Genomic DNA, 25,108 nt, shown 5'->3' with positions numbered 1-25,108 from the left:
AAATGCCTTCTATCAATCTATAATAGCTATAACTCAACTCATAGATACCTTATTACTACCTCCAAAAAAAGAGCTTTTTCACACTCTCAACGCCCCATTACAAAAATTGTAGGGTACTATGCTGTTTCACTTAAAAACAATAATCGCTCTACATTACGGCGTTTCACCAAGCCTTGCAGCGTAACACCACCTTTAGTTTTTACCCATCGCAGTAACTCATTGGCGGCGGTTGATTTTTTGCCGCAATGTTGATGCTTGAAATGCCCTCCAGCATCAGTTGAAGATAAATGAAATTAAAATGGACTATTGGCTTTTAGTTAATAGTAAGTTGGTACTATCAAGAAACATATCGCTGGTAAAGGTAACGCTACTAAATATGACGTAATAGAAGCTGTTAAAAGAAAGGATTTAAGCCGGTTGATAATAACGAAGCCGATAGCTTGGCATTGCTTGATTATGTTTTAAGTAAGTATGGAAAAGAATAGCTTATGAGCTGATTATTTTTTTATACTGTCTCAATATTAAAATTAAGTATTTTGGAACATATAAAATTTTTATAAAGGTGTAAAAATGGTGGTGCTAGGCAAAGCGGGTAAATTACAGTTGGTGAAAATCCAACCTACGTAAAGTTTAGCCAACAGCGTAGAACCAAATTTCACATATATGGAGGTAACGAATTATGTGAAGCTGAGAGGAGGGATGTAGTGGGTTGTAACGCAAGTGAAGGATATAAGCTCCGAAATATACGATATCGTAGAGGTTGACATGCTTCATTTCATGGAAAACAGGATGTGTAGTTGCGGTAAGGCAAGCAACTATCGCTCTACCGGAGTCGCAGGCCATGACACGCTACAAGATGGAATTTACCTGAACCTAGGAGATCCATTGTATTCTTACGCAAGTTAGTACTTTAAAACAAGCTGTTAAGAGCAAGAATTAAAGGATGATACAATGGAAGTCGGACTGACTCATAGTACTCTGAGCATGGGAAAGCCATGTACATGGGGAAGGGGTCAGCAATATAGCGTTAGTATAAGTACGCTTAATTCACTAATACACGGAGGTTAGAGAGTAGAATGGAAAGTAAACTTAAACTTATATCTGCTAAAGCTAAGGAAGATAAGAAGCTAAAATTTACAGCACTTGTGCATCATGTAAATAAGGAGAATCTTATTAAATGTTACAAAGAGCTGAAAAAGAACAGAGCTTGTGGCATAGATGAAGTAACGGTTGAAGAATATGGCAAGAATCTAGAGGAGAATGTAGAAAACCTTGTGCAGAGACTAAAAGATAGAAGCTACAGAGCTAGTGCAGTTAGAATGGTATATATACCTAAAATTAACAGCAGAGAAAAGCGAGGGCTTGGTATTTCAACAGTTGAAGATAAAATAGTGCAATTAGCAGTGAAGAAATTGTTAGAAGCAATATATGAACAAGATTTTCTAAAATGCTCTTATGGATTTCGTCCTAACTTAAGCTGTCATTCAGTAATAAAAGCCTTAAATGAAGTAGTGATGAAAAAGCCAATCAACTATGTTGTAGAAGTTGATATTAGAAAATTTTTCGATAACATAAATCATTATTGGTTGCAAAGGTGTTTAGAAGAAAGAATATTAGACAAGAATTTTATGTGGCTAATAAGAAGGCTTTTAAAAGCTGGAGCAACTAAGGATGGTGTTGTTAGTAGCAGTGATCAAGGTACACCGCAAGGCTCAGTAGCAAGTCCAATACTTGCAAATATTTACTTACATTATGTCTTAGATCTATGGTTTGAGAAAGTCTTTAAGTCAAAAGCTAAAGGCTATGTAGAGTTAATAAGATACTGTGATGATTTTGTGGTGTGTAGTGAAAGTGCTAAAGATGCAGAAGAATTTTTAAACTTACTACAAGATAGGATAAAAGCTTTTGGATTAAGCATATCAGAAGAGAAAACAAGGAAGGTTAAGTTTGGTAGACGCCCTTGGCAACTAGCAAGTAAAAGGAAAGAGAAAGTGGAGACATTTAACTTTCTTGGTTTTACTCACTATTGTGGAAAAAGTAGGCAAGGATACTTTGTAATGGGTCATAAGACAATGAAGAGTAGTTTTGCAAGAAAACTAAAAGAAACTCAAGAATGGTTAAAGTCAATAAGATCTCAAATAGCTTTGAAAGAATGGTGGCCAACACTAAAATCAAAACTAACAGGACATTATAATTATTATGGTATTAGCGGTAATTTTCAATCGATCTCTAAGTTTTACTATAGAACTGTACAAATGGTACATAAGTGGATAAACCGAAGAGGTAGTAGAAAAGTAAGCTATAAATGGTTTAATAACTATTTGCAGTGGAATCCGCTACCAATGCCAAAAATAAAGTTTTCTTTATATGGTACTACTTCAAAGCAGAATAGCTATATTGAAGAGCCGTGTGTGGGAAAACCACAAGCACGGTTGTGTGAGGGCTATCATAGCAATGAAACTTTATTAATTAAAGGATGGTAAGAGCTATGATTTCTACTCGGCCTGAAATACCTGAAAATAATTGGTGGAGCCAGGGGGAATTGAACCCCCGACCTTTTGAATGCCATTCAAACGCTCTACCAACTGAGCTATGACCCCAATAAAAAGATAATTGTTTATACTCTAATAATGATACTAAATCTATAAGTTTTTTATGTGTTGTATTAAGATACTGTCATTGCGAGCGAATGAAATGAACGTGGCAATCCAGAAAAAATAATATGCAGGTCCGTGAATAAATCAGAGGATGACAATTGGAAAACCGATCTACGCAACAAATTCGTGGATGCAAAGCATTGACACAGCAATCTCATCAAACATCCTAAGATTGCTTCGTCGAAACTTTCATTTTCTCCTCGCAATGACGATTTGCTACTGACCTTGTTCCTTATCCTTTAACAACTTAATATCTCTATGTGTAATTATTTTATCGATTATGCCGAATTTTTTTGCTTCTTCAGGTGACATGAATTTATCACGCTCCATACTTTTCTCAACATGCTTTACATCTTGTCCGGTATGTTTACTATATAAGCTATTAAGGATCTTTTTGATTTTCAGAGTTTCTTGAGCATGAATTTCTATATCTGTTGCCTGTCCTCTATAGCCTCCGGATGGTTGGTGAATCATAATACGGCTATGCGGCAGGCTGTATCTCATTCCTTTTTCACCACCACAAAGTAAAAATGACCCCATAGAACAAGCTTGACCGATACAAAGTGTAGCTACTTTAGGCTTGATATATTGCATTGTGTCATAAATTGCAAGACCAGCTGTTACGACTCCTCCAGGAGAATTTATATACATATATATGTCTTTCTCAGGATTTTCTGCCTCAAGAAACAATAATTGAGCCGTAATTAAATTTGCCATATGATCTTCAATAGGACCACATACAAAGATTATCCGTTCTTTTAATAACCTTGAATATATATCATAAGCACGCTCACCCCTAGAGGTTTGTTCAATTACTATAGGTACGTAGGACATTGGATATTTTTCCTTAAAGTTTTTTGTTGGAAGGATATGTGTCATCCCGTGGAGGCATTGCCCGCGTGGATCGAAAAACGCCCCAAGGTAGTCATACCGTGGCTTGTCCACGATATCCAGAAAATAGTAAAAAATACTAATTTTATTAGTATTTTTAACTGGATCCCGTGAATAAATCACGGGATGACAGGGGAAGAATGATCTACGCAACAAGGCATCCCGTGGATAAGCCACGGGATTACACCTAGGAGGTTGACTAACAATCCTACTTCTTACTATCTTCTAAAGCATTAGCAAGTATGTCGCCCATATTGGTTGTATTATCGCTAGAACCATATTCTTTAAGAGCCTTTTGACGCTCTGCTATTTTATGGGCTTTTATTGATAATAAGATTTTATTGGTTGACTTTTCGATAGAAACAACTTTTGCTTCGATTTCTTGATCTACTGCAAACATTTCAGATTTTTGTTCTTCTTTTTCATCTGATAAATCAGATTTTTTAACAAATCCTGCTGCTTTATCGTTTACTAATACTTCCAATCCGTCATCTTTTATTGCTGTTACAACAGCTTTAACTACTGTTCCTTTTTTATATTCATCAGCAATTCCTTGATATGGATTAGGAGTTAATTGCTTAATACCTAAGCTAATCTGCTCTTTTTCAATATTGATTGTTAGAACTTTGCAATCTACTTCATCACCTTTTTTGTATGTTTTAAGTAACTCATTGCCATTATCTTCCCAGCTAATATCACCTTCATGAATCATACCATCTAAATTATCACTAAGTGCAACAAAGATTCCAAAATCAGTAATATTTCTAATTGGAGCTTTAATCACTGTTCCAACAGGATTAGTTTCAGCAAATTTTATTAAAGGATTTTGCTGGCATTGCTTAATACTTAAAGAAACACGATGTTTTTCCGTATCAACTTCTAATACCATGAATTCTACTTCTTGACCTATAGTAAGGGTCTTTCTAGGATTTTGATTAGATTTAAGCCAACTAATTTCACTTGAGTGAACAAGCCCTTCTAGACCGTCTTTTAATTCAATAAACACACCATAATCAGCAAAATTTGTGACTTTTCCAGTCATTTTTTTACCTACAGGGAATTCTTCTTTAATTTTTTCCCATGGGTTATAATCAAGTTGTTTCATACCGAGAGATATTCTTTTAGTCTCTTCGTTAAACTTGATAACCATTACTTTAACTTTCTGATTAAATTCTAGCACTTCTGATGGATGGTTAACTCTACCCCAAGAAATATCAGTTAAGTGTAATAAGCCGTCAACACTACCAAGATCAATGAATGCACCATAATCTGTAATATTCTTTACTGTTCCTTCAAGGATCATTCCTTCCTTGATTTTAGATAGCATTTCGTCTCTAGCTTCAGAACGTGATTCCTCTAATATAGCTCTTCTTGAAACAACTATATTACCAAGCTTTTTATCCATACTAAGGATTTTAAACGGCTGCCTAATATTCATTATAGAGCTAGGATCTTTAATTGGTCTAACATCCACTTGGCTTCCTGGTAAAAACGCTACAACACCGGATAAATCGACAGTGAATCCACCTTTTACACGACCAAAAATTGTACCATCAACAAACTCACCTTTGCTACACATGAGTTCTAGCTGATCCCATAATTCTTCTTTTATCGCTTTCTCACGGCTTAGGGTTTTACCGCTATGCCCTTCAGTTTTTTCAATATAAACATCAACTAAATCACCAATCTCAGGTAATTTATGTGCTGGTGATAATAAAAATTCGGATTTAGGTATTCTACCTTCATTTTTTAATCCAACGTCAACAACCACTACTTCATTAATATCAACTACTTGACCTTTTACTACTGTTCCAGGTTTTATATGACTCGTATCAACAGTTTCAAGCATTTTAGAAAAATCATCTTCAAATTCATGATTAACTGCTGCAAGTTGTGGGACGAATCTTTGTTTTAATTTTGTTGTCATATTTTTCTCGTAAATATTAGTGGTGCCGAACTAATAGATAATCTTTTTTAAAGGGTTAATAAATAAAATAAACTATAAGCACCAAGCTATTTTATTCTTGCAATATAAACTGCGTTACTTGTTCTACAACCGATAAGGGTGAAAGTTTGGAAGTATCAATAATTAATGCATCCAAAGCCGGTAATAAAGGTGCTACTTCTCGCTCTTTATCTCTTTTATCACGCAAAATTATCTGTTGTAAAATCTCGTCAAGTATACATGCTTTCCCTTTAGCTTGCAACTGTTTATATCGTCTCTCAGCTCTAACTTCAGGGTTTGCGGTTATAAATATTTTAAAATCGGCATTAGGTGCAACTATTGTCCCTATATCTCTACCCTCCATAAGAATTCGAGGTGTAGTATTAATTAACTTTACTAAATGCTTATTTAGATTATCTCTTACCTCAGCTATTACGGCAATCTGCGAAGCAATGGCTCCTATATTTTCGTCCTCTAAGTCAAATTTACCTGTGATATCTATTTCTTTAGATAAAGCAATTACTTTATTTATATCTGCGATATCTATTTTCTGACTAATACAATCCAAAGCAAGCTTCCTATAAACGATACTTGATTGAACATATTTTAAAGAAAATTTTTCAGCAAGCATAAGCCCAATAGTACCTTTACCGGAAGCAGCAGGACCATCAAGTGCAATAATAAAATTTTGAGTAAAGTCAAAAGCTTTAGATTTTAAATTCATAATAAATAAATAAATAATAAAATAATATAAATAATGCTTGAAATCCAGAATATTATACAATAAATATAGAATTTAAAAATATAAGGGTGATTAGCTCAGTTGGTTAGAGCATTACGTTGACATCGTAAAGGTCGGTGGTTCGAGTCCACTATCACCCACCACCTTACAATCAGACTTTCAAGACTTTCTGAAATACAAGCAAAAATTCTTATGCTCCATATATTCTCCTTTGAGATTAAGTTATCAGAGCTATAATTGCTTTCAAATCTCTTCTATAACTGATATTCAGGAGGAATATTATGCATAATATATTCTCCTCTTTTTCCACTCCTAGTAAAATAGATGTTAATAATGGAGATAATAATCCCACTATATTCTATAATTTTGTCGGTAATTTCATCCCTCCTGAATGGAGTAATCTGGTCTCGAGTAATGGTAAGATATTAAGTAAGACTGCAAGACAGCTACTATCTCTTATAGTCTTCCGCATGCAAATCTATTATAACAATTCTATCGACGAGCTTCAGGAAACCTATCATTTCTTTGAACAACACTTGGGAGTCTGTCAAGAACGTGTAAGACAGTGTCTAATTGAGTTAAACAAGAGCGGCTTTATTGAAGTTTATAAAGCAACAGTAGTAAAATATGGCATTAAATGCCGTAATACTCCTTGTATTAAGCTAGCTAGAAATTTTCAACCTGCTTCTGGCAAAATACCACCTGAAAATACGCGAGTTTCGTATTCAAAAAGTCGCTGTATAGCTGATAAACAGTGGGTTACGGGGATATTGATAATACTGTTTTTGTTATAAAGTGAGTACAAAATACAAATTGCTAATTAAAATATGGTATTTATAGTATAAGAAAAAAGTTTATAGGTTATTGAAAAAACTTTAAGAGCAATAACCTATGATAATGGATTTTACAGAAATATTTTGTTACGTCGATGATTTTTTTCAAGAATTAGACAAGCATACAAATTCAATTACTAACCATAACAACAAATCTGGTCCTAAAAGTCGACTTAACAGAAGTGAGGTAATAACAATTATAATAGGCTACTGGCAGTCATCTTATGATTGTTTTAAGAATTATTATCTGAAGCAAATATGGATTTATCATCAAAGAGATTTTCAATTAGTAAGCTATAGTCAATTTATAAAAATAATAGGTCCACATTTACCACTATTAGTACTGATATTCAATTCTATTTTGGATCAGTGTGATGGCCTTTCTTTTGTAGATTCAAGTAGTATAGAGGTATGTAAGAGATACCGTATTTCAATGAATAAAGTGTTCGCCGGCATAGCAGCACGCAGTAAGACAACAAAAGGTTGGTTCTATGGACTTAAACTACATCTAATAATTAATAGAGCCGGTGGTATAGTTAAAGCATCTTTTAGCCCTGGCAATAAGGATGATAGAAAACAGCTGGAACTGATGATCAAAAATCTTTTTGGTAAAGTATTCGGAGATCGTGGTTATATTTCACAACAATTATTTCAACAACTTTTAGAGCAAGGAATTTTTATGGTAACTAGGGTAAAGAAAAATATGAAAAATAAACTTATGTCTATGTTGGATAAAATATTATTGCTTAAAAGAGCATTAATAGAATCTGTGTTTAGTAAAATTAAACTATTGGGGAAGTTTGAGCATTCAAGGCATAGATCAGTTACAAATGCCTTTGTGCATATGGTTGCAGCACTGATAAATTATCAAATGTCTGATAATAAACCTTCTATTACATCTCTCTTGATATGCTAAATCCTATGCTATATTAATTCGAAACTCGCGTTGAAAATGAAAAAAATTTTGTACCAACTCCAAAAAACTTTGGGGTCAAACCCAAAGAAATTTTACCTCAACCCCAAAAAAGTTTGGATGGGACAATATATATAGATAATAATAAAAATATATCTAATAAATCTAGATCTAGCGAATCTACAATTTTTCAAAATAAAAAAAATGAATCTAACTACAATAACCAAACTCAGTTACAACAACAAAAACCTGAAGCAAATTTACAATGCAATGTCATAAAATCAATCAATGATCAACAACAAGGTGATAATATCAGTTCATCTAGTGCTAATATCACAACAGGTGCTACACCGATTAATACTGCACTGCAAGCAGTTATTGATAACATTTCTAAAAAATATAATCCTACAGAATCAAGTAGCAATAATGCTGCAATTACTGCTATTAATCATAAAAGTTGGTTCAAAAGAAAGAAATTAGCAGATTTTTATCCATTAAGCCAAGAAGATGCTGATTTACTGCAAGTAAAATCAAATCGTGAATTTAATCTGGAATTTATTAATAAATTACTCTTAAAGCTTGCAGGAGAATATTCCAATCACCATTTTGGCCATAAGAAAGTGTTACTAAACTATATGGCTAAAGCTTTAGCTCATGAGTTACGTGAAACTACTAAAGCTAATAATAGTGCATTTCAGTTTAAATCTAGCGATGTAAACAAAGCCAAAGACCGATATCTAGATAAGATAGAAAGCAGCACTGATACTAGCAAGCAATCTCAGTTAAAACGTAAAATCATTGGTAGTTTTGATCCTGATTCAGCTTATGAATTACTAAGCTCCTGCTTATTTATTGGGGTAGTAGGTAATAGCTATCAAATAAAACGGCATCGTCATATATGGACGCCTGGTTAAAAACAAGTACTAAAAATAAAAAACAGTTAATGATAAATGAAGCAGTCATATATTCGGCATCAAAGTGCCATAATGGTTTCTGCATTCTGCCTAAGATCCTAGAGAGATTCACTCAAGTTAGCGGTATCTAGGTACCATGACGTTAGCTCGGATTTCATCCAGAATGATTATGTATTATCTCTTTAACCCGCCGTTTTATTATTCTACTTTGTTTTTATTTCTTTACCCCTATCTAGTTTAAAAATTATATAGTTTATAATTTATCCTAAATCTTAAGTACTATTATACCAATTGGTAATTTCTGTTCTTTACCAGACAGGCATAAGCGATTCTAGCCAATTTATTAGCTGTAGCTACTGCAATTACATTGAACGATTTCCCTTTTTCTTTTAATCTTTCAATAAATTCTGATAACGCTCCTGATGTCTGATTAGTTTTATAGCTTCTCATCAATAAAGACCTACCAGCCTGTATTAGCATTGTTCTTGCATATCTATCACCTTGCTTGGTTATTCTTCCTAGAATAATCTTACCTCCAGTGCTATTTTGTTTCGGGACAATTCCAAGTGAAGCAGCAAAATCCTTAGCAGAATCGTATGCTTCAACCGGTTTGATGCTTAAAATACTTGCGTTAATTGTACCAATTCCTGGAATAGTTTCTAAAATTTTTGCCTTCTTGGAACTCCGATTCTTTGCTGCTAATTCTTTATCTAAGCTTTGTTCACGAATCATCAATTGTTCAATTTCTTTACAATCCAGCAACATTTGTTCAGCAATAGTGTTGTTAATAAATCCTTCTTCTAGGGCAAAATTTACAAAATTTTGACAAGATTTTGCAAATGTAGATTTTCCGCATGTTACCAAATAGCCAAATTCAAATAATGAAGTCATCAGAGAGTTGCTGTACTGAATCCTTTGTTGTATTATATTTTGTCTTGCTTTATGCAGGTAAGATATTTCTTGCTCTTCTATTGTTTTAGCTTTGACGTGTATTAAATCGGGATCACATGATGCTTTGCAAATTGCAATTGAATCATTAATGTCATTTTTTTGTCGAGTTTTTGCATATGCTTTCACATCTTTAGGTTTAAGCAAGATGGCTTTATGTCCTATTGATTCAAGCCTTTGAGCCATATAATGAGCTCCACCACAAGCTTCAAATACAAAGGTTTCTGACTCTGGAAACATTGTTGATAAATTTTCAAAAAAGCTTCTTCGATCCATTGCTTTTTTTAATACAACTTTATTGTCTAAATTTATTGCTGCAAAATGCAACTTTCTTTTTGCTAAATCAATTCCTATTACTTTATAATTACTCATGGTATGGACTCCTTTATAAAATTATTAAAAATTACAAACCTATCTTAGGTTTTGGTTCTTTGATATCTTAATATCACTTAAAACCGTTGATAAGTTCTTTCTTATCATTGGCGTCCATACCATCAAGTTAAGAGAGATGTAAATTAAGTATTGAGCAAATGCATGGAATAATTTATAGAATAGCAGTAACCATTTATCTCTAAATTTCACCATTATGCGTATTACTCAAGCTCCGAAGAGACATCGTTTTCCAGCAAGCATCATTAGCCATGCAGTATGGTTATATCATCGTTTTAATAGTAGCTACCGAGATGTTCAAGAACAGATGGCATATCGAGGTATTATTTTGAGTCATGAGACAGTAAGATTTTGATGCAATAAATTTGCAGTTTATTTTCAAGATGTTATCAGAAGGAGAGAGCGGAAGCCAACTGATAAATGGCATTTAGATAAAATGAACATTAAGCAAAACTTACGCTATGAGTGGAAGAGTGATAAATTATTGTAAGAATAATTAAACATGTCAAAGAGGAACAGATTGCAAGCAATACCAATTAATAGAACAGATTACTGTCAATTTTTAACAATTAGCCAAAAGAATTATAGTTTAACCTACTACGCTGAACATGCCAAGAAATGTAGCCATGATGTTATTAATAGATTTTTAGAAAATGAAAAATATACTCCTTCTTTGTTATGGGAACACATTAAGAATGATGTTATCTTTTCATCTAACGGATATACAATATTTGATGATACGGTGTTAAACAAAAGGAACACAAAGAAAATAGAGGTTGCTAGATCGCAGTATAGTGGAGCTACAGGTGGAGTTACTACCGGTATAGGAGTAGTGAGTCTTGTATATTATAACCCCGATATTGATAAGTTTTGGGTAATAGATTATCGCATTTTTTCACCTGATCATGATGGAGCGACGAAACTAGATCACCTACTAAAGATGTTCAATAATGCTGTTTATAGTAAAAAGATTCCTTTTCAAACTGTACTTTTTGACACATGGTATGCTACACACAAAATTATGCAACATGTTGACTCCTTGGGCAAATATTATTATGCCCCTATTAAAGCCAATAGAAATGTTAGTAAAACGTGTGATTACGAGCCTTATAAAGCTGTTAGCAAGTTGACGTTTTCAGATGAAGAAATTAAGAATGGAATGGAGATTCATATAAAAGGATTTGCCAAAAATAAGCATGTTAATTTGTTTAAATTTACTGTTTCTACCAACAGAGTTGATTATGTTGTTACCAATAACAAAACTCAAAAATCTTCTAAAGCTGCACAAGATGAGTTTGGCTTGCGATGGGTAATTGAGAGCATGCATAGAAAAATTAAGCAACTGACTGGTATAGAACGTTGCCAATGCAGAAAACAGCGTATCCAACGTAATCACATTAGTTGTGCATTTCTAGTTTGGGCTTTTCTCAAAAGAACTGCAAATAAAATAGGTAAAACGGTCTACCAAATAAAGTTAGGGCTTTTAGATGACTATATGCAACAACAGCTTCGTTCTCCATCTTTACGATATTTAGAACCAAACATAGCGTAAGTTTTGGCTTAAGTGTCCTAGGACTAAACATCGAACTAATAAGAGATTAAATAATCGCGTTGAGAATGCACATCAACCAACTAGGCGAAAAGAGAAGATATTGATTAAATTTAAGCATCCTAATGCAGCACAATGTACATTATCACTGATGGGAAAAGTTAGAAATATATTTGCCGTAAATGTTGGAAGATATACTAAAACAGCACCTGACCAAAGAATTGCATTTGCATCCGCTAAATCCATTTGGGATGAAGCTACTCAAAGACTTCTTGCTGCCTGAAATCTAAAAATATTACTCTTTTTGACACTATGTTACTTAACTTGATGGTATGGACGCCAATGATAAGAAAGAACTTATCAACGGTTTTAAGTGATATTAAGATATCAAAGAACCAAAACCTAAGATAGGTTTGTAATTTTTAATAATTTTATAAAGGAGTCCATACCATGAGTAATTATAAAGTAATAGGAATTGATTTAGCAAAAAGAAAGTTGCATTTTGCAGCAATAAATTTAGACAATAAAGTTGTATTAAAAAAAGCAATGGATCGAAGAAGCTTTTTTGAAAATTTATCAACAATGTTTCCAGAGTCAGAAACCTTTGTATTTGAAGCTTGTGGTGGAGCTCATTATATGGCTCAAAGGCTTGAATCAATAGGACATAAAGCCATCTTGCTTAAACCTAAAGATGTGAAAGCATATGCAAAAACTCGACAAAAAAATGACATTAATGATTCAATTGCAATTTGCAAAGCATCATGTGATCCCGATTTAATACACGTCAAAGCTAAAACAATAGAAGAGCAAGAAATATCTTACCTGCATAAAGCAAGACAAAATATAATACAACAAAGGATTCAGTACAGCAACTCTCTGATGACTTCATTATTTGAATTTGGCTATTTGGTAACATGCGGAAAATCTACATTTGCAAAATCTTGTCAAAATTTTGTAAATTTTGCCCTAGAAGAAGGATTTATTAACAACACTATTGCTGAACAAATGTTGCTGGATTGTAAAGAAATTGAACAATTGATGATTCGTGAACAAAGCTTAGATAAAGAATTAGCAGCAAAGAATCGGAGTTCCAAGAAGGCAAAAATTTTAGAAACTATTCCAGGAATTGGTACAATTAACGCAAGTATTTTAAGCATCAAACCGGTTGAAGCATACGATTCTGCTAAGGATTTTGCTGCTTCACTTGGAATTGTCCCGAAACAAAATAGCACTGGAGGTAAGATTATTCTAGGAAGAATAACCAAGCAAGGTGATAGATATGCAAGAACAATGCTAATACAGGCTGGTAGGTCTTTATTGATGAGAAGCTATAAAACTAATCAGACATCAGGAGCGTTATCAGAATTTATTGAAAGATTAAAAGAAAAAGGGAAATCGTTCAATGTAATTGCAGTAGCTACAGCTAATAAATTGGCTAGAATCGCTTATGCCTGTCTGGTAAAGAACAGAAATTACCAATTGGTATAATAGTACTTAAGATTTAGGATAAATTATAAACTATATAATTTTTAAACTAGATAGGGGTAAAGAAATAAAAACAAAGTAGAATAATAAAACGGCGGGTTAAAGAGATAATACATAATCATTCTGGATGAAATCCGAGCTAACGTCATGGTACCTAGATACCGCTAACTTGAGTGAATCTCTCTAGGATCTTAGGCAGAATGCAGAAACCATTATGGCACTTTGATGCCGAATATATGACTGCTTCATTTATCATTAACTGTTTTTTATTTTTAGTACTTGTTTTTAACCAGGCGTCCATATATGACGATGCCCACAAAGTTATTGTTTGTTTTACTTTTTGTGATTATTATCGCATAGAAAATTAACTTAATTCTATGCCAAATATAGACATTCTTATTTTTGCCAGTTTTTTAGCGATTAACTTAATCGTTGGATTTTTGGATATTAAAAATATAAAAAATATTCGGGAATATGCGATCGGAAAAAGAAATTTCTCAACCGGTACAATAGTCGCAACCTTAATTGCTACTTGGATCGGTACTAGTACTTTCCTAATCAATAATTCACGAATATATACTGACGGGTTGTTTTACCTGCTTCCTAGCATACTTGGTAGTGTTGTTAGTTGGTTATTAATTGCCTATTTCCTTGCTCCTCGTTTCGAGCGTTTTTTAGGCAGTAGGTCAGTAGCCGAAATAATGGGAGAGGCTTACGGCAATAAAGTTTGGAATCTTACCTCTATTGTTAGCATATTAATGGCTATAGGCAGGATTGCTATTCAGTTTCATATAGCTAGTTTAGTGCTAGAGTTATTTTTTGGCATTTCAAATTTTTATGTGGATTTGTGTTTAGCAACTTTCGTAATAAGCTATTCGGCTTTCGGTGGCGTTAAATCGGTTACTTTTACCGAAGCCGTACAGTTTTTTACCTATAGTGCCGTTATTCCGGTAATAGGGATTATAGTGTGGAATGTTTTTAGTGATCCTACTATTTCTATCGACTCAAATGTGCAGCATCGTCTTACCGATTTAGGTATGGTATTTAATTATACGAACCCTAAATTTTGGATATCCTTAAATATCTTTATATATTTTGCCATTCCGTCACTTGGTCCTTCGATTTTTCAAAGAATATTGATGGCAAAGGACATACACCAGATATCAAGAACCTTTTTTATTTCAGCGATTATTTGCCTTTGTTTATCTGTTTTATTCATTTGGATTGCGATATTATTGTTTTCCCAAAATACTGTCGATATTAGTCAATTATTTTTTCAGATTACTAAAAGCTACATAGGATTTAAAGGCTTAATAGTCGGCGTTATTATGGCAATGATAATCTCAAGTACTAACTCTTATATTAACGTTGCGACAGTAAACTTGACGTATGATATTTATAAAAAAACCTCACTGCGATATAGCTACATAACTGCAATCATCATAGGTTTAATAGGGTTCGTTATCTCACTTTATACGAAAGACCTAATTAATATATTTTTATTACTTACCAGCATCTATTTACCTATAATTACCTTGCCTTTGATTCTCTTAATATATGGCTTTAAATCAACTGCTAAAACCTTTTTTATCGGTGCGGTAGCAGCATTATTAACAATCATAGCATGGCAATTATTTTCTTTAAGGCAGATTATAGGGATTTATCCGATCTTACCGGCTGCAATCATAAACTTAATCTTTTTCCTTGGTAGTCATTATATTTTAAAACAGCCAGGCGGCTTTGGTTCGTTAAAAGAGCCTCTAAGCGTAAGACTGATAAAGCAAGAGCGAAGAAGAAGATTCTTGGGTTTATTCCGCTTAATCAAGAATTTTAATCCTTTAATATATTGGAATAATACATTACCACGCCAGGAAATCACTTATAGCTATGTTGGGATATTTATTTTAATCTCTATTTTTTCATCCTTATATCTTACGCCTAACAGCAGGATAATGAACCATCTAAATATATATAATATCATTTATCACTGCACGCTTGTAACTTCTGCAATACTCATCACCTATCCGTTATGGCCTTTGAAATTCCAGAAGAAATATATCATATCATTATTCTGGTTTGTTGCTAATTTCGGGATATTGATATTTTTTAGTAGTTTGCTTGTTTTATCAAGCAACTTCTATCAATTACAATTAATGAGTTCAATAATTAACCTGCTAATAATTGCGACATTATTTAGATGGCATACCACCTTGCTTATGACTATTATTGGAGTATTTGCCAGCATAGAGTTTTATAAATATTTTATGGATGAGAAGCTTTTAGTTAGTATAGATTGTTTTCAGTTTAAAGTGATATATTTCATTACTTTATTTAGTGGTTTGTTAATTGTTTTCTTAAGACCGAGGCAAGAACAAGAAAGATTAGTTAACCTAAAAAATACTCATTTAGGGGATATGGTTAGTTTTAGAGAGCAAGAGCTTGAAAAATTGCTTGATCTAAAACATGAGTTTTTACGTAATATAAACCATGAAATAAATACGCCGTTAACCGGTATTATTAGCCTTGGTGAAACTTTATGGGCTAATTACGATAGATTTAGCGATGATCAACGCCGTAATGCAGTAGAGATAATAGCTAAAAGTTCTATTAGATTAAATAGTCTGATAAGTAATATTTTAGATTTTTCAAAATTATCTAGTCTTGGTTATGAATTAAATAAAGACAACATAAATTTAAGTGAGCTATTGCATGAGCGAATTAAAATATGTAAAAAACTATACTTAAATAATAAGAAGTTAGAATTTATATCTGAGATTGAAGAAAATATAATATTTAAATGTGGTCTTCATTATATTAGCCATACATTCGATAATTTGATAATTAACGCTATTAGCTATTGTAATGATGGTATAATAAAAATTGATTTACAAAAGCAGGAAAATAATATTTTATTTACTATTAAAGATGATGGAATAGGCGTTCCAAAAGAGGAACTACAAACTATATTCGGCGTGTTCGTTGTAAGCTCAAAAACCCGCTCACCTGCAGGCGGTAGAGGAATGGGGCTTGCCTTATGTAAAAAGGTAATAGAGCTGCATGGCGGAAAAATCTGGGCAGAAAATGATGAGCAAGGAAAGACGACTTTTGTTTTTATGCTGTGATATCATTGTACAATGTCATCAATGCTAACGGCATCGTCATATATGGACGCCTGGTTAAAAACAAGTACTAAAAATAAAAAACAGTTAATGATAAATGAAGCAGTCATATATTCGGCATCAAAGTGCCATAATGGTTTCTGCATTCTGCCTAAGATCCTAGAGAGATTCACTCAAGTTAGCGGTATCTAGGTACCATGACGTTAGCTCGGATTTCATCCAGAATGATTATGTATTATCTCTTTAACCCGCCGTTTTATTATTCTACTTTGTTTTTATTTCTTTACCCCTATCTAGTTTAAAAATTATATAGTTTATAATTTATCCTAAATCTTAAGTACTATTATACCAATTGGTAATTTCTGTTCTTTACCAGACAGGCATAAGCGATTCTAGCCAATTTATTAGCTGTAGCTACTGCAATTACATTGAACGATTTCCCTTTTTCTTTTAATCTTTCAATAAATTCTGATAACGCTCCTGATGTCTGATTAGTTTTATAGCTTCTCATCAATAAAGACCTACCAGCCTGTATTAGCATTGTTCTTGCATATCTATCACCTTGCTTGGTTATTCTTCCTAGAATAATCTTACCTCCAGTGCTATTTTGTTTCGGGACAATTCCAAGTGAAGCAGCAAAATCCTTAGCAGAATCGTATGCTTCAACCGGTTTGATGCTTAAAATACTTGCGTTAATTGTACCAATTCCTGGAATAGTTTCTAAAATTTTTGCCTTCTTGGAACTCCGATTCTTTGCTGCTAATTCTTTATCTAAGCTTTGTTCACGAATCATCAATTGTTCAATTTCTTTACAATCCAGCAACATTTGTTCAGCAATAGTGTTGTTAATAAATCCTTCTTCTAGGGCAAAATTTACAAAATTTTGACAAGATTTTGCAAATGTAGATTTTCCGCATGTTACCAAATAGCCAAATTCAAATAATGAAGTCATCAGAGAGTTGCTGTACTGAATCCTTTGTTGTATTATATTTTGTCTTGCTTTATGCAGGTAAGATATTTCTTGCTCTTCTATTGTTTTAGCTTTGACGTGTATTAAATCGGGATCACATGATGCTTTGCAAATTGCAATTGAATCATTAATGTCATTTTTTTGTCGAGTTTTTGCATATGCTTTCACATCTTTAGGTTTAAGCAAGATGGCTTTATGTCCTATTGATTCAAGCCTTTGAGCCATATAATGAGCTCCACCACAAGCTTCAAATACAAAGGTTTCTGACTCTGGAAACATTGTTGATAAATTTTCAAAAAAGCTTCTTCGATCCATTGCTTTTTTTAATACAACTTTATTGTCTAAATTTATTGCTGCAAAATGCAACTTTCTTTTTGCTAAATCAACCACTACCGGCTGAGAGCCGGTAGGTTGATGATAGGCACTAGAAGTGCCGTAGAGTTTAAGCTAAAGCTTATTCCAATCTAATGTTAGGAATAGAAGTTGGTTTATGAGCTTCTGTATGGTTATTTATATACTCATTAATTACTTCATCTGTGATATGACCACTTGTTGTACTAAAATAACCTCTTCCCCAAAAATGCTTCCCCCAATATCTCTTTTTTAATTCTGGGAATTCTTGTTGTATTCTACGTGAAGTTCTACCTTTTGCTCTTTGTACAAATTCACTTACTGCTATATTAGGAGGTATCGATACTAAAATATGTACATGATCAGATGATATCACCCCATTTACTATCCTAATATTCATTTCCTCTGAAACTTGAGCTATGATTTCCCTAATCCTTTCTTTGATAACTTGGGTTAATACTTTATAACAGTATTTTGTTATCCATACTATGTGATACCTGTGATAATATACCGTATGTTTCCCTTTTTCATATTCTGTCATAGTCATCCTATAAAATAAGTCCTACTTACTTATTTTATATAAGACGACTATGACTTATTCAAACTAAAGTTTCTCCACCTGAAGGTGGAGGTTTGAACCATCAGCTGGATAATCAATTCCTATTACTTTATAATTACTCATGGTATGGACTCCTTTATAAAATTATTAAAAATTACAAACCTATCTTAGGTTTTGGTTCTTTGATATCTTAATATCACTTAAAACCGTTGATAAGTTCTTTCTTATCATTGGCGTCCATACCATCAAGTTAAGTAACATAGTGTCAAAAAGAGTAATATTTTTAGATTTCAGGCAGCAAGAAGTCTTTGAGTAGCTTCATCCCAAATGGATTTAGCGGATGCAAATGCAATTCTTTGGTCAGGTGCTGTTTTAGTATATCTTCCAACATTTACGGCAAATATATTTCTAACTTTTCCCATCAGTGATAATGTACATTGTGCTGCATTAGGATGCTTAAATTTAATCAATATCTTCTCTTTTCGCCTAGTTGGTTGATGTGCATTCTCAACGCGATTATTTAATCTCTTATTAGTTCGATGTTTAGTCCTAGGACACTTAAGCTTAATCGGTTTAATGTAACTCTTGAGCCATAGTACCCTACAATTTTGTAGAGATGTTGAAGAAAGGTTGATTTAAAGGGTAATAAAGTAGTATAAGGTGGATTTTTTGGAAAACAATGCACCAAATACTACTTCGAGAATTAATCTCTTAGGGTTTAATTCCCCGAAGGTCTGCTTCGTGATATACTAGATGCATGGAAGAAAGCAGTTATATACATAAAAGTCATAATGTCATAGTACTAATATATCATTTAGTAACACCGGCAAAGTATAGAAGAGTAATATTCAATGAGGAACTAGACGATTATTTATGTAAAATTTGTGAGGACATAGAAGCTCGTTATGAAATTAGATTTTTGGAAATAGGAGTAGATAAAGAACATGTACATTTTTTACTACAGTCAATACCAATGTATAGCCCAACAAAAATAACTCAAATCATAAAAAGTATTACATCTAAGGAAATGTTTAAGAAATATCCAAATCTTAAAGAAAAATTATGGGGAAGTGAGTTTTGGAGTAAAGGATATTTTATGAGCACAGTATGTAAACATGGTGATGAGCGGAAATTACGTAATTATGTAAAAAATCAAGGTTCAGGCAAACCTTCTTATAAAGCATTTCAACAAAAACAGTTAAAACTTTTTGGATAGATACCTCGTAGCTCTGCTGCGAGGAGTATCATTTTTATATATAGATAGAAATAAATCAAGATTAAAATGTTTGTCTGGAATGATAATCAGTCTAATGACTGGAAGTTCTATTTATCAAAAAGGTTTAGCCCTTGGTATTGTAGGTGATGCTAAAATATCATCAAAAACCCATAGGATTTATCGTTTTTTGAAAGAATTTACTTTTGATTATATGAAAGTTGCATCATTGATATTAAGCTTTTTTTGTATAGAAAATTATGTTGTAGCAATAGATCGAACAAACTGGAAATTTGGGAAATCAGATATTAATATTTTATTTTTAGTAACAAAACTTACGCTATGAGTGGAAGAGTGATAAATTATTGTAAGAATAATTAAACATGTCAAAGAGGAACAGATTGCAAGCAATACCAATTAATAGAACAGATTACTGTCAATTTTTAACAATTAGCCAAAAGAATTATAGTTTAACCTACTACGCTGAACATGCCAAGAAATGTAGCCATGATGTTATTAATAGATTTTTAGAAAATGAAAAATATACTCCTTCTTTGTTATGGGAACACATTAAGAATGATGTTATCTTTTCATCTAACGGATATACAATATTTGATGATACGGTGTTAAACAAAAGGAACACAAAGAAAATAGAGGTTGCTAGATCGCAGTATAGTGGAGCTACAGGTGGAGTTACTACCGGTATAGGAGTAGTGAGTCTTGTATATTATAACCCCGATATTGATAAGTTTTGGGTAATAGATTATCGCATTTTTTCACCTGATCATGATGGAGCGACGAAACTAGATCACCTACTAAAGATGTTCAATAATGCTGTTTATAGTAAAAAGATTCCTTTTCAAACTGTACTTTTTGACACATGGTATGCTACACACAAAATTATGCAACATGTTGACTCCTTGGGCAAATATTATTATGCCCCTATTAAAGCCAATAGAAATGTTAGTAAAACGTGTGATTACGAGCCTTATAAAGCTGTTAGCAAGTTGACGTTTTCAGATGAAGAAATTAAGAATGGAATGGAGATTCATATAAAAGGATTTGCCAAAAATAAGCATGTTAATTTGTTTAAATTTACTGTTTCTACCAACAGAGTTGATTATGTTGTTACCAATAACAAAACTCAAAAATCTTCTAAAGCTGCACAAGATGAGTTTGGCTTGCGATGGGTAATTGAGAGCATGCATAGAAAAATTAAGCAACTGACTGGTATAGAACGTTGCCAATGCAGAAAACAGCGTATCCAACGTAATCACATTAGTTGTGCATTTCTAGTTTGGGCTTTTCTCAAAAGAACTGCAAATAAAATAGGTAAAACGGTCTACCAAATAAAGTTAGGGCTTTTAGATGACTATATGCAACAACAGCTTCGTTCTCCATCTTTACGATATTTAGAACCAAACATAGCGTAAGTTTTGACTGAAAAAAGAAATAGAAGAGTCCAACAAATAAGTGGTATTTAAAAGTATGAATTTTAACGAGGAGGAAGAGCGAAACACTTATGAAGATCGCTTAAAGTGGCTTATGATCAAGGCTAATACCTTAAAAAAAGCAGAAATGAAAAAAGCTGCTGAGATAGCAAAAGAAATGCTAATATATAATGAACCTATAGAAAAAATAATTAAGTATACTAAACTTTCAACAGAAGAAATAGAAAAACTGAAAAGAAAAATAGAGGAGTCCAACAAATAAAAAAGTTCTAATAAAGAACAAATCATTTATGAAGATTGTTTTAGACCAGAAATTTAGAACGGATTATTTAAACCAAGTTTTCCATATGTTTCTGAATTATCTATAACTTTTATTCCTTGTTTGATTAGGCGTAATATGTAATACATTCCTGCACCAAAAACAATAGCATATACTACTACAAAAGCCATTAAGGAAATAAATACATATTTGCCTAGCACCGGCGATGCCATATCGGCAGTTCTTAGAATATTATAGACAATATAAGGTTGTCTGCCTACTTCAGTAACAAACCAACCGGCTAGTACTGCAATAAAGCCTGATGGTGACATTAACATATACCAATATTGAAACCATTTAGCATTATATAATCTTTTCTTTAAATAAAGATATAATCCAGCGATTCCTGTAAATACCATTAAGAAACCAATCCCAACCATAATACGGAAGCTATAAAATACTGTAGCAACCGGTGGACGTTCATCTTTTGACCACTCTTTTAGTCCCTTTATTTCACCGTTCAAACTATGAGTTAAGATTAAGCTACTAGCATATGGTATTTGCACAGCATATTTTGTTTTTTCCTCTTCTTTATCCGGAAAGCCAATAATATTTAAAGCTGCTCCTTTTTCTGTATCCCAAATTCCTTCCATAGCTGAAACTTTAACAGGCTGATATTTAAGAGTATTTAAGCCATGCTGATCCCCAATAAATACTTGAACAGGAGCAACAAATAATGCCATTAATACTGCCATAAAAAACATAATTTTAGCATGTTCTTTATATCGGTTATTTAACAAATAAAAGCTCCCTACGCCGCCAATAACAAACGAAGTGGTTAGATAAGCTGCCGTAAGCATGTGAAAAAAACGATACGGGAAAGAGGGATTAAAGATAATTTCAAGCCAATTTAAAGGATAAAAAAGCCCGTCACTCTTAATTTCAAAGCCGGTAGGTGTGTGCATCCAGCTAATAGCTGAAAGTATCCAAAAAGCTGAGATAACAGTACCGATAGCAACTATTAAAGTAGAAATAAAATGTACTTTTTTGCTGACTTTATTAAAGCCAAATAACATGATGCCAAGAAACGAGGATTCTAAAAAGAAAGCGGTAAAAACTTCAAAGCCGAGTAATGGACCAAGTACGTTGCCTACCTTATAAGAAAAATTCGACCAATTAGTACCAAATTGATACGACATTACAACGCCAGAAACTACCCCCATACCGAAAGTAACTGCAAAAATCTTTACCCAGAATTTATATATTTCCTGATAAACAGTTTTTCCTGTTTTTAACCATAAACCTTCAATGACTGCCAAAAAGCTTGCAAGACCTATAGTAAATGCCGGAAATATGATATGAAAGCTTATGGTAAAAGCAAACTGAATTCTTGATAATAATACTTGATCAAATTCCATATATTACAAAACCATAATTAAAAACTTCTGTATTTGATTTAATTATCCGCCTTTGCTATTATCAAATTCTATCTGATTAGTTTTAACAAATTTTCCTTTTTCGGAGTTCCAATTATAATGAACATTTACTATTCTTACTTCTGTAACATTAACATCACCGTTTGGCAATTGCGTAACATCATATCCTTTACAGATAGAATCAGTAATTAACAGACTTGCTTGGCAAATATATTTTACATCGAAGAATGGAGAATTATCATCTTTCATGTCTTCTTGTTCTTCTAAAAAATTATTAGATAATTCTTTCTCCTGCATTTCTAATGATTTTGAGTTTATTTTCTGATTTTTGTAACACTATTTAAAGCAAGAAGCAAGACTTTTCAATATATTTAATAGTTTTAGGTATATTTTTACAAAAAAATTAAGTTAAATACACTGATTTTTTAAAATATGAGGTAACATTATAGTGATAAAATATCCTACTTTATCCAAATCGACGCTTAGTTTAGGTATTTATTTTTTAAAATTCGATAAAGTTAAAATTCTCTTATTAACTGCTAGTTGTATCATATTTGGTATGATTCCGGCAGTTGATAGTATATTACTGCAAAAGATTATCGATTTAATTGAGTCATTCAGTGACGATAATGCACATAATCTTTTATCTTCAATGATTTATTGGGCAGTGTTTTATGCTCTTTGGTGGGAGGGGATTAATATCGCTTACCGCTCATACGATTATTTATATCTAAAAACCATGCCTGTTATTAAAGGAAAAATATTAAACGAACTTTATAATTATACTCAATATCACAGCCATAAATTCTTTCAAGACAATCTAGCAGGGCATATTAGCAATAGAATTACCGAAACTGCTAGATCATTTGAAATGATCATTTCAATATTTGGTGAAAAAATTCTCCGTAAACTAGCAATTATTGCTTTTGCATTAGTTGCTTTATATTCAGTACATTATATTTTTGCCACCATATTTATTATATGGATTACAGTTTTCTTAGGGCTTAGCGTTTTATTTTCAGGTAACATTAATAGATATTCGCTAAATTATGCACGAAGCCAATCGCTTGTTGCTGGTAGTATTGTTGATGCAATTAGCAATATTAATGCGGTCAGGATGTTTACCTCTCATAAATTCGAGCGTCAACATTTAGAAACAAGGGTAGAGAATGCTGTAGCTGATGAGCAAACTATGCAATTTTTTATGTTCAAACTACGTTACGCTCTTGGCACTTCTTGCTCTATAATGATTTTTGTCATGATTTATTACCTGTCAACCCTACGTAGCGAGCTAGCTATAACCATAGGTGATTGTGTGCTAGTATTAACATTATGCATAAACGTATCGGATAATATTTGGGATTTAACCCAAGAAATCGGTGATATGTTTGAGCAAGTAGGAGCTTTTAACCAAGGTCTATCGTTGATGGGACCGCATATTATAACTGACATAGAAAATGCATCTCCTTTAGATATAAAAGACGGCATCATTGAATTTAGAAATGTTACCTTTAATTATCATCACAATAATAATTTGTTTCATAATAAATCAGTATTAATTCCAAGTAAGCAAAAAGTAGGATTAGTTGGTTTTTCTGGCTCAGGTAAAACTACATTTATCAGCTTAATTACTAGATTACATGATATAGAAGAAGGAATGATTTTAATTGATGGTCAAAATATTAAAAATGTGACGCAAGATTCTTTAAGAAAAGCTATTAGCCTTATCCCACAAGAGCCGATACTTTTCCATCGTACCATTTTGGAAAATATTAGATATGGTCGTAAAGAAGCGTCACTTGAAGAAGTAATTGAAGCAGCAAAAGCTGCCCACATACATGATGTGATCAGTAAGTTGCCAGAAGAGTACGATACTATGTGTGGTGAGCGAGGAAATAATCTTTCGGGTGGTCAGCGTCAGAGAATTATTATAGCAAGAGCTATTTTAAAAAACGCACCTATCCTAATTCTTGATGAAGCAACAAGTAGCCTAGATAGCGAAACAGAAAGCTTAATCCAAGAATCAATGGAATATTTAATGCAAAATAAAACTGTGATAGTTATCGCTCATAGGTTATCAACTCTGCTTAATATGGATAGGATTTTAGTTTTTGATAAAGGTAGTATTACTGAAGATGGTAGCCACGCAGAGCTGCTAAAAAATAGTAAGCTTTACCAAAAATTATGGAATTCACAAGTGAAAGGCTTAATAGCCTAAATTTATGGGTAATGAATTTTTATTTGATATTAAAGAGATTTGTAATACTAAAAATGTACTTTCACAAAATAATATAAAAAAGTTTAGAAAAGATTTTCTGAAGTTTAGTCCAAAAGAAATAAATGAAATAAGTGAGAAATTTTCATCTATACCACTTGTAAGTGCGGCTATAGAAACAATAGCATGTTTATTTAAACAGCTAGATAACAAAACTTACGCTATGAGTGGAAGAGTGATAAATTATTGTAAGAATAATTAAACATGT

The 25,108-nt window shown here is 32.7% G+C and carries 25 protein-coding genes, 2 tRNA genes and 3 pseudogenes; 18 read left to right on the top strand and 12 right to left on the bottom strand.

All coding sequences use genetic code 11. From position 1 onward, the window contains the following. Window positions 1-116 precede the first annotated feature (116 nt). Complete coding sequence (locus ACOAL3_RS05535) at window positions 117-212, bottom strand: hypothetical protein (protein WP_419235614.1); 96 nt, start codon at window positions 210-212, stop codon at window positions 117-119. A 115-nt stretch (window positions 213-327) separates the two neighbouring features. Between ACOAL3_RS05535 and ACOAL3_RS05530 the strand changes: the two are divergent. Further along, window positions 328-485, top strand: a pseudogene (locus ACOAL3_RS05530) (Holliday junction resolvase); the annotation flags it as partial. Between the two features lie 591 nt (window positions 486-1,076). Next, window positions 1,077-2,483, top strand: a complete 1,407-nt coding sequence (gene ltrA / locus ACOAL3_RS05525; protein WP_419234521.1) for a group II intron reverse transcriptase/maturase — start codon at window positions 1,077-1,079, stop codon at window positions 2,481-2,483. A gap of 41 nt (window positions 2,484-2,524) precedes the next feature. On the opposite strand, the gene ACOAL3_RS05520 is transcribed toward ltrA, so the two are convergent. The 4 genes from ACOAL3_RS05520 to cmk all read right to left on the bottom strand — a co-directional run bounded on the left by ACOAL3_RS05520 (window position 2,525) and on the right by cmk (window position 6,220). Further along, window positions 2,525-2,600 (bottom strand) — tRNA-Ala (locus ACOAL3_RS05520). Between the two features lie 273 nt (window positions 2,601-2,873). Then, window positions 2,874-3,491, bottom strand: a complete 618-nt coding sequence (gene clpP / locus ACOAL3_RS05515) for an ATP-dependent Clp endopeptidase proteolytic subunit ClpP (RefSeq protein WP_419235613.1) — start codon at window positions 3,489-3,491, stop codon at window positions 2,874-2,876. Window positions 3,492-3,756: 265 nt separating this feature from the next. Continuing rightward, window positions 3,757-5,475, bottom strand: a complete 1,719-nt coding sequence (locus ACOAL3_RS05510) for a 30S ribosomal protein S1 (protein ID WP_419234520.1) — start codon at window positions 5,473-5,475, stop codon at window positions 3,757-3,759. A gap of 91 nt (window positions 5,476-5,566) precedes the next feature. Further along, entirely contained in the window at window positions 5,567-6,220 is a 654-nt protein-coding gene (gene cmk / locus ACOAL3_RS05505; protein ID WP_395477629.1) for a (d)CMP kinase, read from the bottom strand. Between the two features lie 81 nt (window positions 6,221-6,301). On the opposite strand from cmk, the gene ACOAL3_RS05500 reads away from it, so the two are divergent. From ACOAL3_RS05500 to ACOAL3_RS05485, 4 genes and pseudogenes are all read left to right on the top strand, one after another. Further along, window positions 6,302-6,378, top strand: a tRNA-Val gene (locus ACOAL3_RS05500). 138 nt (window positions 6,379-6,516) lie between these two features. After that, window positions 6,517-6,951: pseudogene (locus tag ACOAL3_RS05495) on the top strand (hypothetical protein); the annotation flags it as partial. A gap of 175 nt (window positions 6,952-7,126) precedes the next feature. Then, the gene (locus tag ACOAL3_RS05490) at window positions 7,127-7,984 is read left to right on the top strand and encodes an IS982 family transposase (protein WP_419234519.1); all 858 of its coding nucleotides are present in this window, start codon (window positions 7,127-7,129) and stop codon (window positions 7,982-7,984) included. A 32-nt stretch (window positions 7,985-8,016) separates the two neighbouring features. Beyond that, window positions 8,017-8,880: pseudogene (locus tag ACOAL3_RS05485) on the top strand (hypothetical protein); the annotation flags it as partial. A 297-nt stretch (window positions 8,881-9,177) separates the two neighbouring features. Here the strand turns inward: ACOAL3_RS05485 and ACOAL3_RS05480 are convergent. Continuing rightward, window positions 9,178-10,215 carry an IS110 family RNA-guided transposase gene (locus ACOAL3_RS05480; protein ID WP_419234517.1) on the bottom strand — a complete coding sequence of 346 codons (1,038 nt, stop codon included), beginning with the start codon at window positions 10,213-10,215 and terminating at the stop codon, window positions 9,178-9,180. A 214-nt stretch (window positions 10,216-10,429) separates the two neighbouring features. Between ACOAL3_RS05480 and ACOAL3_RS05475 the strand changes: the two genes are divergently transcribed. From ACOAL3_RS05475 to ACOAL3_RS05450, 6 genes are all read left to right on the top strand, one after another. After that, window positions 10,430-10,588, top strand: coding sequence for a hypothetical protein (locus ACOAL3_RS05475; RefSeq protein ID WP_419234518.1), 159 nt, complete (start codon window positions 10,430-10,432; stop codon window positions 10,586-10,588). 165 nt (window positions 10,589-10,753) lie between these two features. Further along, the gene (locus ACOAL3_RS05470) at window positions 10,754-11,785 is read left to right on the top strand and encodes an IS701 family transposase (protein WP_473198140.1); all 1,032 of its coding nucleotides are present in this window, start codon (window positions 10,754-10,756) and stop codon (window positions 11,783-11,785) included. A gap of 100 nt (window positions 11,786-11,885) precedes the next feature. After that, complete coding sequence (locus ACOAL3_RS05465; RefSeq protein ID WP_419234512.1) at window positions 11,886-12,065, top strand: transposase; 180 nt, start codon at window positions 11,886-11,888, stop codon at window positions 12,063-12,065. Between the two features lie 167 nt (window positions 12,066-12,232). After that, window positions 12,233-13,270: an IS110 family RNA-guided transposase gene (locus ACOAL3_RS05460; protein ID WP_419234517.1), complete on the top strand. Its 1,038-nt coding sequence runs from the start codon at window positions 12,233-12,235 to the stop codon at window positions 13,268-13,270. Window positions 13,271-13,467: 197 nt separating this feature from the next. Then, window positions 13,468-13,635 (top strand): hypothetical protein, encoded by a 168-nt coding sequence (locus ACOAL3_RS05455; protein ID WP_419234516.1) that lies wholly within the window; start codon window positions 13,468-13,470, stop codon window positions 13,633-13,635. A gap of 9 nt (window positions 13,636-13,644) precedes the next feature. Beyond that, on the top strand, window positions 13,645-16,389 hold the full coding sequence (locus ACOAL3_RS05450; protein ID WP_419234515.1) for a sodium:solute symporter family transporter: 2,745 nt from the start codon (window positions 13,645-13,647) through the stop codon (window positions 16,387-16,389). A gap of 2 nt (window positions 16,390-16,391) precedes the next feature. Here the strand turns inward: ACOAL3_RS05450 and ACOAL3_RS05445 are convergent, their stop codons facing one another. The 4 genes from ACOAL3_RS05445 to ACOAL3_RS05430 form a co-directional block, all read right to left on the bottom strand. Next, complete coding sequence (locus ACOAL3_RS05445) at window positions 16,392-16,532, bottom strand: hypothetical protein (protein WP_419234514.1); 141 nt, start codon at window positions 16,530-16,532, stop codon at window positions 16,392-16,394. A gap of 197 nt (window positions 16,533-16,729) precedes the next feature. Continuing rightward, window positions 16,730-17,722, bottom strand: a complete 993-nt coding sequence (locus tag ACOAL3_RS05440) for an IS110 family RNA-guided transposase (protein WP_419234513.1) — start codon at window positions 17,720-17,722, stop codon at window positions 16,730-16,732. A gap of 88 nt (window positions 17,723-17,810) precedes the next feature. Then, entirely contained in the window at window positions 17,811-18,248 is a 438-nt protein-coding gene (gene tnpA / locus ACOAL3_RS05435) for an IS200/IS605 family transposase (protein WP_419235612.1), read from the bottom strand. A 308-nt stretch (window positions 18,249-18,556) separates the two neighbouring features. Further along, complete coding sequence (locus ACOAL3_RS05430) at window positions 18,557-18,736, bottom strand: transposase (RefSeq protein WP_419234512.1); 180 nt, start codon at window positions 18,734-18,736, stop codon at window positions 18,557-18,559. A gap of 287 nt (window positions 18,737-19,023) precedes the next feature. Between ACOAL3_RS05430 and tnpA (ACOAL3_RS05425) the strand changes: the two genes are divergently transcribed. From tnpA (ACOAL3_RS05425) to ACOAL3_RS05410, 4 genes are all read left to right on the top strand, one after another. After that, window positions 19,024-19,482: an IS200/IS605 family transposase gene (tnpA, locus tag ACOAL3_RS05425; protein ID WP_419234511.1), complete on the top strand. Its 459-nt coding sequence runs from the start codon at window positions 19,024-19,026 to the stop codon at window positions 19,480-19,482. Window positions 19,483-19,576: 94 nt separating this feature from the next. Next, entirely contained in the window at window positions 19,577-19,825 is a 249-nt protein-coding gene (locus ACOAL3_RS05420; RefSeq protein ID WP_419234510.1) for a hypothetical protein, read from the top strand. A gap of 55 nt (window positions 19,826-19,880) precedes the next feature. After that, window positions 19,881-20,912, top strand: a complete 1,032-nt coding sequence (locus tag ACOAL3_RS05415) for an IS701 family transposase (RefSeq protein ID WP_473198140.1) — start codon at window positions 19,881-19,883, stop codon at window positions 20,910-20,912. A gap of 55 nt (window positions 20,913-20,967) precedes the next feature. Continuing rightward, a complete protein-coding gene (locus ACOAL3_RS05410) occupies window positions 20,968-21,192 on the top strand; it encodes a hypothetical protein (RefSeq protein WP_419234508.1) in 225 nt (74 codons plus the stop codon). 53 nt (window positions 21,193-21,245) lie between these two features. On the opposite strand, the gene ACOAL3_RS05405 is transcribed toward ACOAL3_RS05410, so the two are convergent. Together ACOAL3_RS05405 and ACOAL3_RS05400 are read right to left on the bottom strand one after the other, a co-directional pair. Next, entirely contained in the window at window positions 21,246-22,607 is a 1,362-nt protein-coding gene (locus ACOAL3_RS05405) for a cytochrome ubiquinol oxidase subunit I (protein ID WP_419234507.1), read from the bottom strand. Window positions 22,608-22,649: 42 nt separating this feature from the next. Next, the gene (locus ACOAL3_RS05400) at window positions 22,650-22,922 is read right to left on the bottom strand and encodes a DUF2671 domain-containing protein (protein ID WP_419234506.1); all 273 of its coding nucleotides are present in this window, start codon (window positions 22,920-22,922) and stop codon (window positions 22,650-22,652) included. A gap of 151 nt (window positions 22,923-23,073) precedes the next feature. Here ACOAL3_RS05400 and ACOAL3_RS05395 point away from each other — a divergent pair, with 151 nt between their 5' ends. Beyond that, window positions 23,074-24,843, top strand: a complete 1,770-nt coding sequence (locus ACOAL3_RS05395) for an ABC transporter ATP-binding protein (protein ID WP_419234505.1) — start codon at window positions 23,074-23,076, stop codon at window positions 24,841-24,843. Window positions 24,844-24,847: 4 nt separating this feature from the next. Continuing rightward, window positions 24,848-25,102 carry a hypothetical protein gene (locus tag ACOAL3_RS05390; RefSeq protein WP_419234504.1) on the top strand — a complete coding sequence of 85 codons (255 nt, stop codon included), beginning with the start codon at window positions 24,848-24,850 and terminating at the stop codon, window positions 25,100-25,102. The last annotated feature ends 6 nt before the right edge of the window (window positions 25,103-25,108 follow it).

This window comes from Rickettsia endosymbiont of Nabis limbatus, assembly GCF_965196655.1.
Classification (GTDB): Bacteria; Pseudomonadota; Alphaproteobacteria; order Rickettsiales; family Rickettsiaceae; genus Rickettsia.
Note: the sequence above shows the minus strand (reverse complement) of the source record. Positions and strands in the feature narration are given on the sequence as shown.

Bases quoted from the DNA above. Each gene is read 5' to 3' on its own strand.
- ltrA (WP_419234521.1), top strand. From the start codon at position 1,077: ATGGAAAGTAAACTTAAACTTATATCTGCTAAAGCTAAGGAAGATAAG.
- clpP (WP_419235613.1), bottom strand. From the start codon at position 3,491: ATGTCCTACGTACCTATAGTAATTGAACAAACCTCTAGGGGTGAGCGT.
- ACOAL3_RS05510 (WP_419234520.1), bottom strand. From the start codon at position 5,475: ATGACAACAAAATTAAAACAAAGATTCGTCCCACAACTTGCAGCAGTT.
- ACOAL3_RS05490 (WP_419234519.1), top strand. From the start codon at position 7,127: ATGATAATGGATTTTACAGAAATATTTTGTTACGTCGATGATTTTTTT.
- ACOAL3_RS05480 (WP_419234517.1), bottom strand. From the start codon at position 10,215: ATGAGTAATTATAAAGTAATAGGAATTGATTTAGCAAAAAGAAAGTTG.
- ACOAL3_RS05475 (WP_419234518.1), top strand. From the start codon at position 10,430: ATGCGTATTACTCAAGCTCCGAAGAGACATCGTTTTCCAGCAAGCATC.
- ACOAL3_RS05460 (WP_419234517.1), top strand. From the start codon at position 12,233: ATGAGTAATTATAAAGTAATAGGAATTGATTTAGCAAAAAGAAAGTTG.
- ACOAL3_RS05455 (WP_419234516.1), top strand. From the start codon at position 13,468: ATGCAGAAACCATTATGGCACTTTGATGCCGAATATATGACTGCTTCA.
- ACOAL3_RS05450 (WP_419234515.1), top strand. From the start codon at position 13,645: ATGCCAAATATAGACATTCTTATTTTTGCCAGTTTTTTAGCGATTAAC.
- ACOAL3_RS05445 (WP_419234514.1), bottom strand. From the start codon at position 16,532: ATGCAGAAACCATTATGGCACTTTGATGCCGAATATATGACTGCTTCA.
- tnpA (WP_419235612.1), bottom strand. From the start codon at position 18,248: ATGACAGAATATGAAAAAGGGAAACATACGGTATATTATCACAGGTAT.
- tnpA (WP_419234511.1), top strand. From the start codon at position 19,024: ATGGAAGAAAGCAGTTATATACATAAAAGTCATAATGTCATAGTACTA.
- ACOAL3_RS05420 (WP_419234510.1), top strand. From the start codon at position 19,577: ATGACTGGAAGTTCTATTTATCAAAAAGGTTTAGCCCTTGGTATTGTA.
- ACOAL3_RS05410 (WP_419234508.1), top strand. From the start codon at position 20,968: ATGAATTTTAACGAGGAGGAAGAGCGAAACACTTATGAAGATCGCTTA.
- ACOAL3_RS05405 (WP_419234507.1), bottom strand. From the start codon at position 22,607: ATGGAATTTGATCAAGTATTATTATCAAGAATTCAGTTTGCTTTTACC.
- ACOAL3_RS05400 (WP_419234506.1), bottom strand. From the start codon at position 22,922: ATGCAGGAGAAAGAATTATCTAATAATTTTTTAGAAGAACAAGAAGAC.
- ACOAL3_RS05390 (WP_419234504.1), top strand. From the start codon at position 24,848: ATGGGTAATGAATTTTTATTTGATATTAAAGAGATTTGTAATACTAAA.